This window comes from Massilia oculi (assembly GCF_017582745.1).
Lineage (GTDB): Bacteria > Pseudomonadota > Gammaproteobacteria > Burkholderiales > Burkholderiaceae_D > Telluria > Telluria oculi_A.
In genome coordinates, this window is record NZ_JAFVIM010000004.1 from 77,292 (window position 1) to 91,964 (window position 14,673).

A 14,673-nucleotide genomic window follows, 5' to 3' on the forward strand; every position below is an offset into this window, starting at 1 on the left:
TCGAAAAGGCAATCTATAATCGCCTGATGACCAACGCCAACCCAACGCTCTCGCCGCGCGCGGCCTGGACCCTGATCCTGGTCGCCAGCGCCATCATGATGATCACGATGGGCGCGCGGCTGACCACCGGCCTGTTCCTGTCGCCGCTGAATACCGCGACCGGGCTCGGCGTGGCCACCATCAGCTTCGTGATGGCGGTGGCCCAGCTGATGTGGGGCGCGGCCCAGCCGGTCTTCGGCGCCGTGGCCGACAAATACGGGCCGGGCAGAGTGATCGCCCTCGGCGGCCTGATGCTGGCGGCCGGCACCGCGCTCACGCCCTTCATGAGATCGGAGTGGGCGCTGCTGCTGACCATGGGCTTCCTGTCGGCGGCCGGGGCCGGCGCCGGCAGCTTCTCGATCCTGATCGGCGCCACCGCCCAGCGCCTGCCCGCCGAACGGCGCGCCTTCGCCTCCGGTTTCATCAATGCCGGCGGCTCCTTCGGCCAGTTCGTCTTCGCGCCGCTGATGGGCGCCATCATCGCCGGCGCCGGTTGGATCTGGGCCATGCTCACCATGGCCGCAGCCACCTTGCTGACCATTCCGCTGGCCTGGCCGCTGCGCGGCAGGAAGGCCGCTGAAGCTTCCACGACCACTCCTGCCGCCGCCGCGCCGGCAGCGTCCCAGCCGGCCGCGCCCACGATCTCGCTCGGCCAGCAGCTGCGCCAGGCCATGCGCGACCGCAGTTACATCTGCCTGCACCTGGGCTTCTTCACCTGCGGCTTCCACATCGCCTTCCTGGTCACCCACCTGCCGGGCGAGGTCGCGATGTGCGGCCTGCCGGCCAGCGTCTCGGCCACGGCCCTGGCCCTGATCGGCCTGTTCAACATCGCGGGCAGCCTGGGCGCCGGGATGCTGGCCTCGCGCTACCGCATGAAGTCGCTGCTGTTCTGGATCTATGCCAGCCGCGCCGTGCTGGTCGGGCTGTTCCTGCTGGCGCCCAAGACCGCGTGGACCTTCTACCTGTTCGCCGCCGCGCTCGGCGCCACCTGGCTCGCGACCGTCCCCCGACGGCCGGCCTGGTCGGCAAGCTGTTCGGCGTGCGCTACCTGGCCACGCTGTTCGGCATGACCCTGCTGTCGCACCAGATCGGCGGCTTCTTCGGCGCCTGGCTGGGCGGCCTGGCCGTGGTGCACACGGGCGACTACAGCTGGATGTGGTATGCCGACATGGCGCTTGCGCTGGCCGCGGCCCTGGTGAACCTGCCGATCCGCGAAGCGGCCGTGGTGCGCGCGCCCAAGCTGGCGGGAGCCTGACCATGGCGCGCGACGCCTGGGCCTACCGCGAGGTGGCGGTGGAATCTGCGCTCGACGCGGGGAGCAGCAAGCCGCGCATCCGGCCAGTGTCGGGGCAGGCCTTCGCGACCGATATGCGGGTGCAGTGTTCGCGCCGCCTGCTCGACACCGAACGGTATCCGGTCGGCACGCGCTTTTTGCTGTCGGTGCGGATCACGGACCGCCAGGGAGGCGAGCCGTTTCTCTATGCGTGGCATGGCGATCCGGTGACGGTCATGAGCAAGGCGCAGTTGACGCGCTTCCTGCAGATGTACCGGCGTTTGCGGTTGTGAACGGGACGAAAAAAAAGCCGCGAAGTTCAACGAGATTCGCGGCCTTGATTATTCAATCGACGCTGGGAGGAGGGACGCCAGCGCCGCTGGCAAGCATGAACAGGCTCAGAGCGATCCCGCTACCGGCGATGGTCGCCAGCAGCGCCGCCGTGCGCGGCTTCGCGTTCTTGTGCGAGCGCCAGGCGGCATCGAGCAGGCCGATGCCGATCACCAGGTTCACGAACAGCATGACGTCCATCGCGGCTCAGTCCCAGTCCAGCGCGCCTTTTTTCCACTCGTAGGCCAGGCCGATGGTCAAGAGGCCCAGGAACACCATCATGGCCCAGAAGCCGGTCGAACCGATGTCGGTGACGACCACCGCCCATGGCACCAGGAAGGCCACTTCCAGGTCGAACAGGATGAACAGGATCGCGACCAGGTAGAAGCGCACGTCGAACTGCATGCGCGCATCGCCGAAGGCTTCGAAACCGCACTCGTAAGGCGACAGCTTCTGTTCATCGGGGCGATGCGGACCCAGCACGCGGCCCAGCACCTGCGGCGCGACGCCGACCAGGATGCCGATGATGATGAACATGAGTACGGGGAAGTATTCTTCGAGATTCATGGTTCTGCTGCGCGGTGATGCGCGTGGGTTGATAAAGGAATGGTGCGGCCTCGACAGGCAAAGTTGGCTCGATTCTAACCGCATATAACCCTGTTGCCAACCAGGCATTTTGCGTGCAATTACTGTGTTTACGCAGGTATTTACACGCAACTGGCATCGATCCGCTCCGTGCGCGACGCAAACTGGTTATCATCAGGGGTTGGCAAATCGACCTCATCCAAAACCCAAAGGAGCACCATGGCCTCGAAAAAAATCGCCGTCCTCGTCGGCAGCCTGCGCAAGGATTCGTACACCCGCCGCGTCGCCCACAGCCTGATCGAACTGGCGCCCGCCGGCCTCGAACTGACGATCGTCGAACTGCGCGACCTGCCCCTGTATAACGAGGACGACGAGACCGATCCGCCTCCAAGCGCATTCGCCGCGTTTCGCGACGCCATCCGCCAGGCCGACGGCGTCCTGTTCTGCACCCCGGAATACAACCGTTCGGTGCCGGGCGCGCTGAAGAATGCGATCGACGTCGGCTCGCGCCCCTACGGCAAGGCGGCCTTCGCCGACAAGCCCTGCGCCATCGTCAGCGTCTCGCCGGGCGCGCTGGGCGGCTTCGGCGCCAACCACCACCTGCGCCAGATGCTGCCGTTCCTGAACATGCCGACCATGCCGGCGCCGGAAGCCTATGTCGGCGGTGTCGCCGGCAAGTACGAGGGAGACAAGCTGGTCGACGAATCGTCGCGCGCCTTCTTCCAGAAATTCATGGCTGCCTTCGGCGCCTGGGTGGAGCAGCATGCCAAATAAGGAAGTGCTTCCGCTCGCGGGTCTTTACTGCAGATGATCCGCGCGACCGACAGCAAGACCGATAGCAGATTCGTGCCGACGCCGCCGCGCGACCTGCCCACGCTGCTGGGCCGTCCGCCGGACGGCTGGCGCGCGCGCATGTTCGACGTCATCTTCGGCAACGACACGCCGGCCGGGCGCCGCTTCGACATCGTGCTGGTGATCCTGATCCTGCTCAGCATCCTGGTCGTGATCCTCGACAGCGTGCCGGCCATCTACAGCCAGTATTCCGGCCTGACCTCGGTGCTCGAATGGGGCTTCACCCTGCTGTTCACGGTCGAATACATCGCGCGCCTGGTGTGCGTGCAGCGCCCGGTGCGCTATGCGCGCAGCTTCTACGGGATCATCGACCTGGTGTCGGTGCTGCCGACCTATCTGTCCCTGTTGCTGCCGGGCAGCCAGGTGTTCCTGGACGTGCGCATCCTGCGCCTGCTGCGCGTGTTCCGCATCTTCAAGCTGACCTTGTACATCGAGGAATACACGCGCCTGGGCGAAGCCCTGGTCGCCAGCCGGCGCAAGATCATGGTGTTCCTGTCGGTGGTACTGATGCTGATCCTGATCCTGGGCACCGTGATGTACGTGGTCGAGGGGCCGGATAACGGCTTCACCAGCATCCCGATGTCGATGTACTGGGCCACGGTGACCATCACCACGGTGGGCTATGGCGACATCGTGCCGCACACGCCGGTGGGCAAGGCGATCGCCTCGTTCATGGTGTTGCTGGGCTGGGGCATCCTGGCGGTGCCCACGGGGATCGTATCGGCCGAGATGACGTCGCAGAAGATGTCGCGTCACGCCCCGCGCGGCATCCCGCGCCAGTGCGGCGCCTGCGGCAGCGGAGACCATGACCCGCGTGCCCACTTCTGCAAGGATTGCGGTGCGCCGCTGGCGCCGGCGCAAGGTTGACGCTGCGCGCGCACCGCACACCATGATGGTGCGCGGTGCACCGCGATTGGTCAGGCCATGGCGGCGTGCATCGCGTACCGCGACGGTGCATGCGCTGGCGCATGCACGGGCGCACGCGGTGGCGCCGGGCGCGCCAGCGTCACCGGCGGCGGCACGGCGGCGTCGCGCTCGAGCCAGTAGTTGAACTGGCCGAAGCTGGGCAGGGCGCCGGCGTCGACGTCCTGGAAGAAGTCCTCGATCATCTGGCGATAGGCGGCGCGGCGCGAGAAGCCGTCGTTGCTGGCGGCATAGCGCGCGGCGGCGGCGCGGAAGATCGCGCGCATCCGCTCGTCGGCATTGGTGCCGGTGCCGGCGCCCTTGCGCGGCCGGCCGCGCTTGATGCCGGCGGTGACCGCGCGGGTGCGGCCCGGCGCGCCCGAATTGCCGTAGTCGGGCAGCAGGGCGTCGGGCGTCTGGCCACGCTCCCAGTAGCGGCGCAGGTAGCGCAGGATGCTCGATTTCGACATGCCGTGGGCGGCGGCGTAGCCGGCCATCAGCGTGGCGCGCTGGCGCGGATCGTACAGCGCCTTGCGGTCGGCGTGCAGGGCGCGCACGGCCGACCAGGCCTTGGCCTGCAGGTTCAGGTAGCCCTGTGGCACCGGCTCGCGCGGCGGCGCCGCGGCGAACGGGTCGACCAGAAGGCGGCGCGCACGGCTTGACGCCAGCGCTTCTTCCAGCGCCGCCACCGGCATCGGCTCGGGCATGGCGGCATGGCTGCCCAGTTGATAGGTCCAGGCCAGCGCCTGCGGCTGCTCGATCCACAGCACGCGGACCGTGCGGCCCGGCATGCCCGCGAATTCGACTACATCGTTCTGTCCAATCATCTTTACCTCCCACAAAGCCCTTGGAATCCAGGGTGCTTTCTGACATGCAAGGATCGGGCCAGCTCGCGTGCACTGGGGGGACTGCACGTTTGGTGCACCTCAACTGTGCAGGAGTGGGAGCGTTTTAGTCTCGTTGCTCGTGCCGAGGCACGCCATTGCACATTCGATCTCATTCATTCACAGAGAGGCATGCATGTATCCGTTTCCGCAATCCGTGACGCCGGCCGTGCGCACCCATATGGACGCCCAGACCGCCTTCGTCAACGAGATGTCCAAATCCCTGTTCCGTTCCTTCCAGGAGATGTGTGAGCTCAACATCCAGCTGGCCCAGACCATGCTCGAGGAAACCACGCTGGCCAGCCAGCACGTGCTGAGCGTCGACCGCCAGTCCGACCTGCTGGGCGCGGCCTCGGCGCGGGCCCAGCCGGCCACCGAGAAGCTGCGCGCCTACCAGCAGCACATCTCGCGCCTGGCCACCGATGCCCAGGTCGAGCTGGCGCGCGTGACCGAGCAGCACGTGCAGAACACCACCCGCACCGCGCGCGCCGTGGTCGACGAAGTGGCGCGCACCTCGGCCGAGGAAGCCGAGCGCGGCATCCGCAGCCAGCAGGAGGCGCTGCGCACCATGACCGACCCGTTCACGCGCGCCGATGGCGCAATCCATGCGCGTGCCGATGGCGCGCTGCAGCCGGCCCCGTCGCCACAGCAGGCCAGCCAGCAGGCGGCCCAGGCCAGCCAGCAGGTGCGTCAGGCGGGCGTGACCCACTGAGTCAGCGCGGCGCCAGTGCCTGGCCGTGCGCCGGGGTTGGCGTGCCCGCGGTCCTCGCCCGCGGCGCCAGGCCGAACAACGGCCGCGCCCAGGGCAGGCGGCGCACGGCTTCGTACAGCGCGAAGCTGCCGGTGGCGGTGAGCACCATCAGCAGCAGCGCCTCGACGCCTGGCGCGAGGTTGAGCGGCTTGAAGGCGTGCGCCATGACCACGATCAGGGTCTGGTGCGCGATGTAGACCGGGAATACCGCATCGGTGAGGTAGCGGCGCGCCGGCCCGTCGCGGTCCAGGTGGCGGCGCGCGAAACCGCAGGCCGCGACGATGGCGCTCCAGGCGCACAGCGTATACACGCAGCGCATGATGGGAACCCAGATCGCCATCATCTGCGCGCTGTGCTCATGGTGGGGCGCGGCATGCCAGGCCACGATGGCGGCCCACCCGGCTAGCGCGATGCCGAGCGCGATCCAGCGCACGCACTCCATGTGCGCCCACACGGTGCGGCTGCTTGCGACAAGGGCGCCGAGCAGGAACATCGGCAGGTAGGTGGCGTGGTTGAACCAGTCGTCGATCAGCGCGTGGGTGCTCGGGAAGCGGTCGGCCAGCAGGATGCGCACGAGCGCCAGGAACAGCGCCGGCAGCACGATCAGCTTCCAGCCCCCCAGCGCGGCGGCGGTGCGCGCGGCCAGCGCCTCGACGCGGGCATTGCCCAGCAGCGCAGTGCAGGCGGCGAGCACCAGCGTGTACACCCACAGGTAGGCGACGAACCACAGGTGGTTCCAGGTCGGCAGGACCAGGCAGCCGTCCTGGCAGAAGCCGCCGTAGCCGGCGAGGTACAGGCGCATGAAGGCCATGAAACCGTCGGCATAGCCGAGTTTTTCGACCACTTCGAGCCAGGGCTGCGGTGGCACGATGACCAGCATCCCGAACAGCAGGGGCAGCAGCAGGCGCAGGCTGCGCCGGCGCACGAAGGTTCCCGGCGCCATTTTGCGCAGCAAGAAATGCGAGGCCGCGCCAGCCACGAAGAACAGCAGGCTCAGGCGCCACGGAGAGGACAGCAGCATGAACGGTTCCGGGCCGGTCCCGGCGTGCGGACTTTTCACATGCCAGCCCCAGCTCACATAGTACATGCCCACGTGATAGGCGATCAGCACGAAGAAGGCCAGGATACGGACCCAGTCGAGGAAATACAGGCGTTGCTTGCCCGCGGAAGTGGTTGGCTGCATGGCGCGCTCTGGTGATGATGAAGACACCAGCATCGCGCGCAGGAGGGATGGATGCCAGCGCCAGGGGGCGAACCGGGCCTTGCATGGGGCGAACCGGCTAAAGGCGTTCGAGCAGGGCGGGCCGATACTGGCGGCTGCAAGGCACCCGTGCGCCGCTGCGCAGCACCAGTTCGCAATCGCCCTTGTCGAGCGGCTCGATGCGCGCGACGGCCGACAGGCGCACCGCCGCGCGCCGGTGGCAACGCACGAAGGCCGGGCCGAGCTGGCCGAGCAGGGCGCCGAGGGTCTGGCGCAGCAGCGGGGCGCCGGAGGACGTGTGCAGCGCCACGTAGTTATCGGCCGTCTCGAGCCACTCGATATCGGCCACCTGCACCACGCGGGTGGCGCCGCGCTCGCTCACCAGCAGCTGGCGCGGCGCACTGGCCAGCGGCGGCGCGGCCTGCATCGGCGCCGCCAGGCGCGCGCGCAGCCGTTCGAGCGCCCGGTGCAGGCGGGCCTGGTCGAAGGGCTTGAGCAGATAGTCCACCGCCTCGCTGTCGAAGGCGCGCAGCGCATAGTCTTCGTGGGCGGTGACGAACACCACCAGCGGCGCCGGCGCCGGCAGCGATGCGGCCAGGTCGATGCCCGACAGTTCCGGCATCTCGATATCGAGCAGCAGCGCATCCGGCCGTTCGCTTTCCACCATGCGCAGGGCCTCGACGCCGTCGACCGCTTCGCGCACCGACCCGATGCCAGGGGCCAAAGCCAGCATGCGGCGCAGCCGGTCGCGCGCCGGGCGTTCGTCGTCGACGATCAGCAGGTGCATGGCAGCCTCATCTCCGCGCGCACGCCGGCCGGCGCCAATGCGATCAAGGCCAGGCTGGCGCTTGCTCCGTGCAGGGCCGCCAGCCGCGTGCGCAGGTTGACCATGGTGATGCCGGGCGTGCACGAGTCGTCCAGCACGCCGCCGTCGTCCTCGACCCGCACGACCATCGTGTCGCCGTCGACGGCGGCCGCGACCCGGATCGCGGTCGCCTCGCGGCGCCGTCCGACCGTGTGCTTGAACACGTTCTCGAGCAGCGGTTGCAGGCTGATGGCGGGCAGCATGACGTCCAGCGCGGCCGGATCGACGTCCCAGGCCAGCGTCACCCGTCCCTCGAAGCGCTCGGCCATCACCGCCGCATAGCCCTGGGCCAGGCGCAGCTCGTCGCGCAGGCGCGCCTGCGGCCGCTCGCCCAGGGCCAGGGTGGCGCGCAGCACGTCGGCCAGCCGCACCAGGGTGGCGTCGGCGCGCGCCACGTCGGTATGCATCAGGGAAGAAATCGTGTTCAGTGCATTGAACAGGAAGTGCGGCTGCATCTGGCGCGTCAGGCGTTCGAGCTGGGCTTCGCGCAGCAGGGCGCCGGCCTGCTCGGCGCGCACCCTTTCCTTCATCATCTCGCGATAGGACAAGAGGCCGAAGCCGATCGTCGTGAACAGGCCGAAGAACACCGAAATCTTGAGCGCCTCGTAGACGAATACCTCGGACCAGGGGTGGTGCTCGTAGTGGGCGCCGGCCAGCGCATAGATGCCGTGGCGGATCGCGAACACGATGGGCGTGAAACCGAACCAGTACAGCGGCAGCCAGCGCAGTTGCCGGCCGAACCAGCGCCGTGGCGTGGCGACCAGCGCATCGTCGCCGCGGCTGAAGCGGCGCTGGACCAGGAACAGGATGGTCGCCACCACGGCCGACGAGGTCTCCCACAGGATCGGCTGCCAGAGCGCGGCGCCGCCGTCGCGACGGTAATCCTCGAGCGCCACCAGCACCATCAGGCTCCAGAACAGGACCCAGGCGATGCCGGCGACGGCGAGGCTGCGGTTTGCGCGCTGCGAGGAAGAAGGCACGATTGGCGTTCCATCTGAGAAAGACCCGATCATCGTGCATCGGTCCACGGTTGTCAAAACGGCGTGCCGTGGCAGATGTGACAATTGGTGACGATTGCCGTGCCTCCAAGCTCATCGTGCGACAATGGGCCATGCGTACACTTGGCCCATACAGCGACGACTCCAACGATCCACAACGGATGCAGGCCGTGCTTGCCACCCACGACTGGACGTCCACTCCGCTGGGCGAGCCGGGCGCCTGGCCGGTCGAGCTGCGCGTGGCGCTCGACTTGATGCTCGATGCGCCCCATCCGACCCTGGTGTGCTGGAGCGGGCGCTACCTGATGCTGTACAACGATGCCTATGCGGCGCTGCTCGGCCCCGCCCATCCGGGCGCGCTCGGCAAGCCACTGAGCGAGGTCATGCCCACCATGTGGCCCGAGGTCAGGCCGCTGGCCGACGCCGCCATGGCGGGACGGCCCGCCCACGTCGAGGACCTGTGCGTGACGCTGCCGCCGGGAGACGAGGAATGCCAGCGCTGGTTCAGCGCGTCCTACGTGCCCTTGCGCGGCCTCGATGGCGCGGTCGGGGGCTTCGTCCATACCGCGTTCGAGACCACCGGTCCGGTGCTCGAGGCGCGCCGCGCCGACCAGGCGCGGCAGGCCAGCGAAGCGCGCCTGTCGGCGGTGTTCGACAGCCTTCCGGTGGGCGTGGCCGTGACCGACACCAGTGGTGCGGTCGTGCTGGCCAACGATGCGATGCAGCGCTACGTGCCGACCCGCTTCATGCCCTCGCGCGACGCGCAGCGGCTCGCGCGCTGGACGATCCTGGATGGCGCCGGCAAGCCAGTGGCGGCCGACGATTTCCCCGGAGCGCGCGCCCTGCGCGGCGAGCGCGTGGTGCCGGGGATGGAGGCTTTGTATCGTGCCGATGACGACCGTGAAATCTGGACCCACATCAGCTCGGTGCCGATCGTCGATGCCGACGGCAGGATCAGCGGCCAGGTCTCGGTGGTCACCGACATCGACCGCGTCAAGCGCACCGAGGCGGCCTTGCGCGAGTCCGAGGAAAAATACCGCAAGCTGTTCGAGGAAGTCGACGAAGCCTTCTGCATCCTCGAGGTGACCTTCGACGGCGCCGGCGCACCGGTCGACCTTGTGTTCCTGGAGGTGAACCCGATGTTCGCGATCCAGAGCGGCATTCCCGACGCCAGGGGGCGCTCGGTGCACGAGCTGGCGCCCGGCCTCGAATCGGTCTGGCTGGAACGCTATGGCGCGGTGGCGCGCACCGGCGAGTCGATCCTGTTCGAGGAATACTCGCCGAAGCTCGAACGCTGGTTCGAGGTCAATGCCTCGCGCATCGGCGCGCCCGAGGCGCGCCAGGTGGCGCTGCTGTTCCGCGACACCAGCGCACGCAAGCGCATCGAGGAGGACATGCGGCGCCTGGCCCGCGAGGCGTCGGAAGCGAGCCGGCGCAAGAGCGAATTCCTGGCGGTGCTGGCGCACGAGCTGCGCAACCCGATGGCGACCATCCGCACCGGCCTCGAGATCATGCGCCTGCGCGCCGACAGTGCCGACACCATGGCGCGCGTGCGCGAGATGCTCGAGCGCCAGACCCATCAGCTGTCGCACCTGGTCGACGACCTGCTCGACATCGCCCGCGTCAGCAGCGGCAAGATCGAGATCCGCAAGCAGCTGGTCGACCTCAACCGGGTGATGGCGAGCGCGGTGGAGACCAGCACGGCGGTCATCCAGGGCGCGCGTCATCGGCTCGAGGTCATCCTGTGGCCGGAGCCGCTGTTGCTGGACCTCGATCCGACCCGGATCGCCCAGGTGGTGAGCAATCTGTTGACCAACGCCGCCAAGTACACCCCGCCCGGCGGCGACATCCGCCTGGAAGTGGGCAAGGATGCGGGCCAGGCCACGATCGCGGTGAGCGACACCGGCGTCGGCATCCTGCCCGAGCACCAGGAGGCGATCTTCGAGATGTTCAGCCAGGTCGGCGACCATGGCGGCCTGGCCCAGGGCGGGCTGGGCATCGGCCTGTCGCTGGTGCGCCAGCTGGTGACCCTGCACGGCGGCGCCATCTCGGTGCACAGCGCCGGCGCCGGCCAGGGCAGCACCTTCACCGTGCGCCTGCCGCTCGGCGCGCGGCCAGGCGCCGGGCAGGACGAGGCCGTGCAGGAGCCGCGGCAAGAGCAGCGGGCGCTCCCGCGCCGCCGCTTCCGCGTCCTGGTCGTGGACGACAATACCGATGCCGCCGAGAGCCTGTCGCTGCTGCTGCAGATGAATGCCCACGAGATCCGCACCGCGACCAATGGCCGCGACGCGCTGGCGCTGGTGCGCGACTTCACGCCCGACATCGCCTTCCTCGACATCGGCATGCCGGGCATGACCGGCTACGAGCTGGCGGCGCGGCTGCGCGCCATGCCGGCGCTGGCGCACACGACCCTCGTCGCCGTCACCGGCTGGGGTTCGGAAGAAGACCAGCTGCGCGCGCGCGAAGCCGGCTTCGATCACCACTTCACCAAGCCGATCGCGGCCGAATCGGTGAGCCGGCTGCTGGGCCGGCTGGGCTAGCGCGCTCCGGCGGATTCAGTTGCCGCTTAGTTGCCACCACTACGTTCGGCGTCGATGTCCTTCTTCATGGCCCCGACCTGGTCGATGTAGTCGGCAACCGGCACGTCCGGGCTGGCGCGCAGCTCGGGCGGCAGCAGCACCGGCATGTACAGCTCGTCGGCGGTGCGGCCGTGGCGCTGCATGTTCCCGGCCAGGATCAGGCTCGACGCCAGCACCGCCAGCGCGCCGCAGGCCAGGCGCAGGCGGCGCCGGAACTGCGGCGTGACGGTGGCAAGGTGGAAGTAGACCGCCACCGCCACCGTCGCCACCGCCGCGTGCGAGGCGTAGGCGGTCAGCCATTCGAGCGACCAGGCATAGGCCACGACGCTGGCCAGCAGGCGCACGCCCACCAGCGCCGCCAGTGCGCAGCCATAGATGAACAGGTGGCGCCCGAGGCGCGCGCGGCGCCCGAACAGGCGGTTGCCGAAGGCCCACAGGCCGGCCCACACCAGGCCGATGCCGCTGGCCGCGGCCGGGAACAGGGCATAGCGCTCGAGATCGTTGCTGGTGTCGGTCAGCCAGGCCACCAGCAGCGCCGCCAGCACGGCCAGCACGATGCCGGCGCCGCCCGGCAGCATGCCTTCCCAGCCGTGCATGGTGCGGTCGACCAGTTCCGGTGCGACCCGGTGCGCGGCGCCGCGGATGCGCAGCGAAGTATGGCCCATGCGCACCACGGTGTCGCCGTCGATCGCCAGTTCGTCCTTGATGCGCCGGCTCTTGTGCACGATGCCGTTGCGGCTGCCGAGGTCGCGCAGCCGCAGCCGCCCGTCCGGGCCGGCTTCGACGACGGCGTGGTGGGCGGCCGCGTAGTCGTCGTCGACGATGAAGTCGTTGTCGTAGGCGCGGCCCATGCGGATCGGCAGCCCTGCCACGCGATGGCGGTGCAGCACCTCGCCGTTGCGCGCCAGGGTCTCGATGGTCCACGGACCGCGCAGCGACTCGGTGCGCGCCGGTGCGCTGGCCGTCGGACTCGATGGCTGGCTGGTGTGCTCGCTCATCGCCGTCCACTGCGCCCGAAGGCGCCCAGGTAGGCGCGCGTGACGCGCAGGCCGTTTTCGTAGGAGACGCCGGACACGTCCAGGCGGCTCTGCAGGCTCGATTGCGAGGCGTCCGTGCTGGCCGTGAGCAGCGTGAAGTTGTACAGGCCCTCGAACTTGCGGTAGGCGCGCACGCAGGTGACGGCGCGCAGCGGCAGGGTCCGGGTATGCACGAAGCGCTCGGTGCAGAACGGCTTGGTCAGGCGCGGGTCGCCCGTGCTGCCCAGATTGTTGACCTGGAAGGTGTCGCTGGCGAGCGTCGCGAAGCGCATCGGATCCATGGTGCCGCTGCGGATGTACTGGTGGGTCATGGCCACGTTGCCGGTCTGCTGCACGTCCGATACGAACACCGCCGACTGCATCACGCAGCTCATCGAGTCGGTGCTGTAGACCGCGCCGCGGGCATTCGAACGCCCCCAGCAGCGCACCTCGCCCGATTCGCGCACCGGCACCAGGTACTGGCCCATGCCCTTGAGCGTGAGGGGTTCCTCGAGCAGCTTGTCGACCATATTGCCCTGGTGCGCCAGCAGCTGCTTGCCGATCAGGGGATTGAAGTCGGCCGGCGGGGCGGCCTGTTCGGCCACCTTGCGCAGCAGCTCCTGCGCGTGCTTGACCGGCACCAGGAAGCTGACCGACTCGCCGTCGCGCCGGCGCGAGACGTTGATGCCTGCCACGGTGCCGCTGGCGGTCACGCTCGGCCCGCCGCTCATGCCCGAGTTGATCGGGCCACTGAAGATCAGGCGGTCATAGAAGCTGCGCGTGAGCACGCCGTTATAGGCGCCTTCCGAGATCGCGAAGCCCAGGTCGAGAGGATTGCCGAGCGAGTACAGGCGCTGCCCCTGGCGCAGCCGCACCGGCTGCTCGGGCACCTTGAAGAAGCCGCTGCCGTTGCGGTTGATGCGCACCACGGCCAGGTCGTGCAGCACGTCGACCGCCATCAGCTCGACCGGGCCGGTATTGCCGTCGGTGTCGATGTATTCGGCCGTATAGATCGCGGGGTCGAGCGCCATCTGCGACACCACGTGGTAATTGGTCAGCGCCAGGTTGCTGGTGCCGACCAGGAAGCCCGAGCCGACCGTCGACTGGGTCCGGCCATTCTTGAGCAGCATGCGGATCTGCAGCAGGTCGCCGCGCGCGGAGTCGTACAGGTCCTGGGCCGCCAGCGAAGGTTCGGGCAGGGCGTCCTGGGCCTCGGTCTCGCCAGGCAGCGGTGCGTTCGGCGTGGCCGCGGGCGCGGTATCGACCGGCATCTGGGGCGCGCCGGCGGCGGCCCCGGCCCCGGCGGTGTTCTGGGTCGTGCGCGGCGCGGGCGGAGCGAGATTCTGCGGCTGGGGCTGGGCAGCCGCCGGCGGCGACGTCGCCTCGAGGGCGATGCCGATGGCGGTGCAGGTCAGCAGGAGTGCCAGGACAGCTCGTTTCATGCAATAGTTTGATGGCAGTGTGAGATGCTATCTTGCCACCGGATCAACGAGCGTTGCGCGCGTTAGCGCACGTTTACACGCAATTACGATGCCGATGCCGGCGTTTTGGCGGGTTCGACCAAGGCTTGCTCTCCCTGTTCGACGGCGGTCAGCGGCGCCATCATGTGGCCCAGCTTGGCCTGCTTGGTATTCAGGTAGCTGTTGTTGTAGGCATTGCGGTTGACCAGCAGCGGCACGCGTTCGGCGACGGTGACGCCGATGCGGTTCAGGGCGTCGATCTTGCGCGGGTTATTGGTCATCAGGCGCACCGACTTGATGCCGAACTGCTCCAGCATCGGCCGGCACAGCTCGTAGTTGCGGGCATCGGCATGGAAGCCCAGCTGCAGGTTGGCCTCGACCGTGTCGGCGCCGGCTTCCTGCAGGCGGTAGGCGCGGATCTTGTTGACCAGGCCGATGCCGCGGCCCTCCTGGCGCAGGTAGAGCAGGATGCCGCGGCCTTCCTCGGCGATGCGCTGCAGCGCGCCTTCGAGCTGGGCGCCGCAGTCGCAGCGCTGCGAAAACATCACGTCGCCGGTGAGGCATTCGGAATGCACCCGTGCCAGCACCGGCTCGCCGGTCGACAGGTCGCCCAGGGCCATCGCCAGGTGTTCCTTGCCGGTGGCCGGTTCCACCCAGGCATGCAGCGTGAACTGGGCCCACGGCGTCGGCAGCGCGCACGAGGTGGCATAGTCCAGCAGGGAAGGCGGGGTGAGTGCGGCGGCGGCGGTGGCTTGCATGACGGTGTTTCCAATCGATATCGATGTACTTATAGCCGTGAAGTTTACCGGAAATCGGGCATGGCCGTGCGGAATCACCTGCTTTTCGGCCCGCACCGCCGGTTACTCTGCCGTAAGAAAGACCAACACTATTCATGCGTGCTGGATGGAATCCGGTCATGACGCACGATTGACCAAGT

The 14,673-nt window shown here is 68.5% G+C and carries 14 protein-coding genes and 1 pseudogene; 6 read left to right on the forward strand and 9 right to left on the reverse strand.

Features of this window, described 5'->3' with window-relative positions; translation table 11 throughout:
* The first annotated feature begins 26 nt into the window (after positions 1-26).
* A pseudogene (locus tag J3U95_RS06170) lies at positions 27-1,294 on the forward strand (MFS transporter).
* Between the two features lie 2 nt (positions 1,295-1,296).
* Positions 1,297-1,605: a hypothetical protein gene (locus J3U95_RS06175; RefSeq protein ID WP_208277758.1), complete on the forward strand. Its 309-nt coding sequence runs from the start codon at positions 1,297-1,299 to the stop codon at positions 1,603-1,605.
* 52 nt (positions 1,606-1,657) lie between these two features.
* On the opposite strand, the gene J3U95_RS06180 is transcribed toward J3U95_RS06175, so the two are convergent.
* Together J3U95_RS06180 and J3U95_RS06185 are read right to left on the reverse strand one after the other, a co-directional pair.
* Positions 1,658-1,843, reverse strand: coding sequence for a hypothetical protein (locus J3U95_RS06180; protein WP_208277759.1), 186 nt, complete (start codon positions 1,841-1,843; stop codon positions 1,658-1,660).
* A gap of 6 nt (positions 1,844-1,849) precedes the next feature.
* A complete protein-coding gene (locus J3U95_RS06185; protein WP_208277760.1) occupies positions 1,850-2,209 on the reverse strand; it encodes an NADH-quinone oxidoreductase subunit A in 360 nt (119 codons plus the stop codon).
* Positions 2,210-2,446: 237 nt separating this feature from the next.
* Between J3U95_RS06185 and J3U95_RS06190 the strand changes: the two genes are divergently transcribed.
* Both J3U95_RS06190 and J3U95_RS06195 read left to right on the forward strand, forming a co-directional pair.
* Complete coding sequence (locus J3U95_RS06190) at positions 2,447-3,001, forward strand: NADPH-dependent FMN reductase (protein ID WP_208277761.1); 555 nt, start codon at positions 2,447-2,449, stop codon at positions 2,999-3,001.
* Between the two features lie 33 nt (positions 3,002-3,034).
* Positions 3,035-3,946 (forward strand): ion transporter, encoded by a 912-nt coding sequence (locus J3U95_RS06195; RefSeq protein WP_208277762.1) that lies wholly within the window; start codon positions 3,035-3,037, stop codon positions 3,944-3,946.
* Between the two features lie 50 nt (positions 3,947-3,996).
* On the opposite strand, the gene J3U95_RS06200 is transcribed toward J3U95_RS06195, so the two are convergent.
* Positions 3,997-4,809: a hypothetical protein gene (locus J3U95_RS06200; RefSeq protein ID WP_208277763.1), complete on the reverse strand. Its 813-nt coding sequence runs from the start codon at positions 4,807-4,809 to the stop codon at positions 3,997-3,999.
* Between the two features lie 193 nt (positions 4,810-5,002).
* Between J3U95_RS06200 and J3U95_RS06205 the strand changes: the two genes are divergently transcribed.
* Complete coding sequence (locus J3U95_RS06205; RefSeq protein WP_208277764.1) at positions 5,003-5,578, forward strand: phasin family protein; 576 nt, start codon at positions 5,003-5,005, stop codon at positions 5,576-5,578.
* Position 5,579: 1 nt separating this feature from the next.
* Here J3U95_RS06205 and J3U95_RS06210 read toward each other — a convergent pair whose 3' ends face one another.
* The 3 genes from J3U95_RS06210 to J3U95_RS06220 all read right to left on the reverse strand — a co-directional run bounded on the left by J3U95_RS06210 (position 5,580) and on the right by J3U95_RS06220 (position 8,663).
* Positions 5,580-6,800: an acyltransferase family protein gene (locus J3U95_RS06210; RefSeq protein WP_208277765.1), complete on the reverse strand. Its 1,221-nt coding sequence runs from the start codon at positions 6,798-6,800 to the stop codon at positions 5,580-5,582.
* A 97-nt stretch (positions 6,801-6,897) separates the two neighbouring features.
* Positions 6,898-7,605: a LytR/AlgR family response regulator transcription factor gene (locus J3U95_RS06215; protein ID WP_208277766.1), complete on the reverse strand. Its 708-nt coding sequence runs from the start codon at positions 7,603-7,605 to the stop codon at positions 6,898-6,900.
* Entirely contained in the window at positions 7,593-8,663 is a 1,071-nt protein-coding gene (locus J3U95_RS06220; protein ID WP_370662043.1) for a sensor histidine kinase, read from the reverse strand. Before J3U95_RS06220 ends, J3U95_RS06215 begins: the two co-directional genes overlap by 13 nt.
* 131 nt (positions 8,664-8,794) lie before the next feature.
* Here J3U95_RS06220 and J3U95_RS06225 point away from each other — a divergent pair, with 131 nt between their 5' ends.
* Positions 8,795-11,221: a hybrid sensor histidine kinase/response regulator gene (locus J3U95_RS06225; RefSeq protein WP_208277768.1), complete on the forward strand. Its 2,427-nt coding sequence runs from the start codon at positions 8,795-8,797 to the stop codon at positions 11,219-11,221.
* A gap of 26 nt (positions 11,222-11,247) precedes the next feature.
* On the opposite strand, the gene J3U95_RS06230 is transcribed toward J3U95_RS06225, so the two are convergent.
* From J3U95_RS06230 to ribA, 3 genes are all read right to left on the reverse strand, one after another.
* Entirely contained in the window at positions 11,248-12,258 is a 1,011-nt protein-coding gene (locus J3U95_RS06230) for an FHA domain-containing protein (RefSeq protein WP_208277769.1), read from the reverse strand.
* The gene (locus J3U95_RS06235; RefSeq protein WP_208277770.1) at positions 12,255-13,718 is read right to left on the reverse strand and encodes a trypsin-like peptidase domain-containing protein; all 1,464 of its coding nucleotides are present in this window, start codon (positions 13,716-13,718) and stop codon (positions 12,255-12,257) included. Before J3U95_RS06235 ends, J3U95_RS06230 begins: the two co-directional genes overlap by 4 nt.
* 83 nt (positions 13,719-13,801) lie before the next feature.
* A complete protein-coding gene (ribA, locus tag J3U95_RS06240) occupies positions 13,802-14,494 on the reverse strand; it encodes a GTP cyclohydrolase II (RefSeq protein ID WP_109347095.1) in 693 nt (230 codons plus the stop codon).
* Positions 14,495-14,673 lie beyond the last annotated feature (179 nt).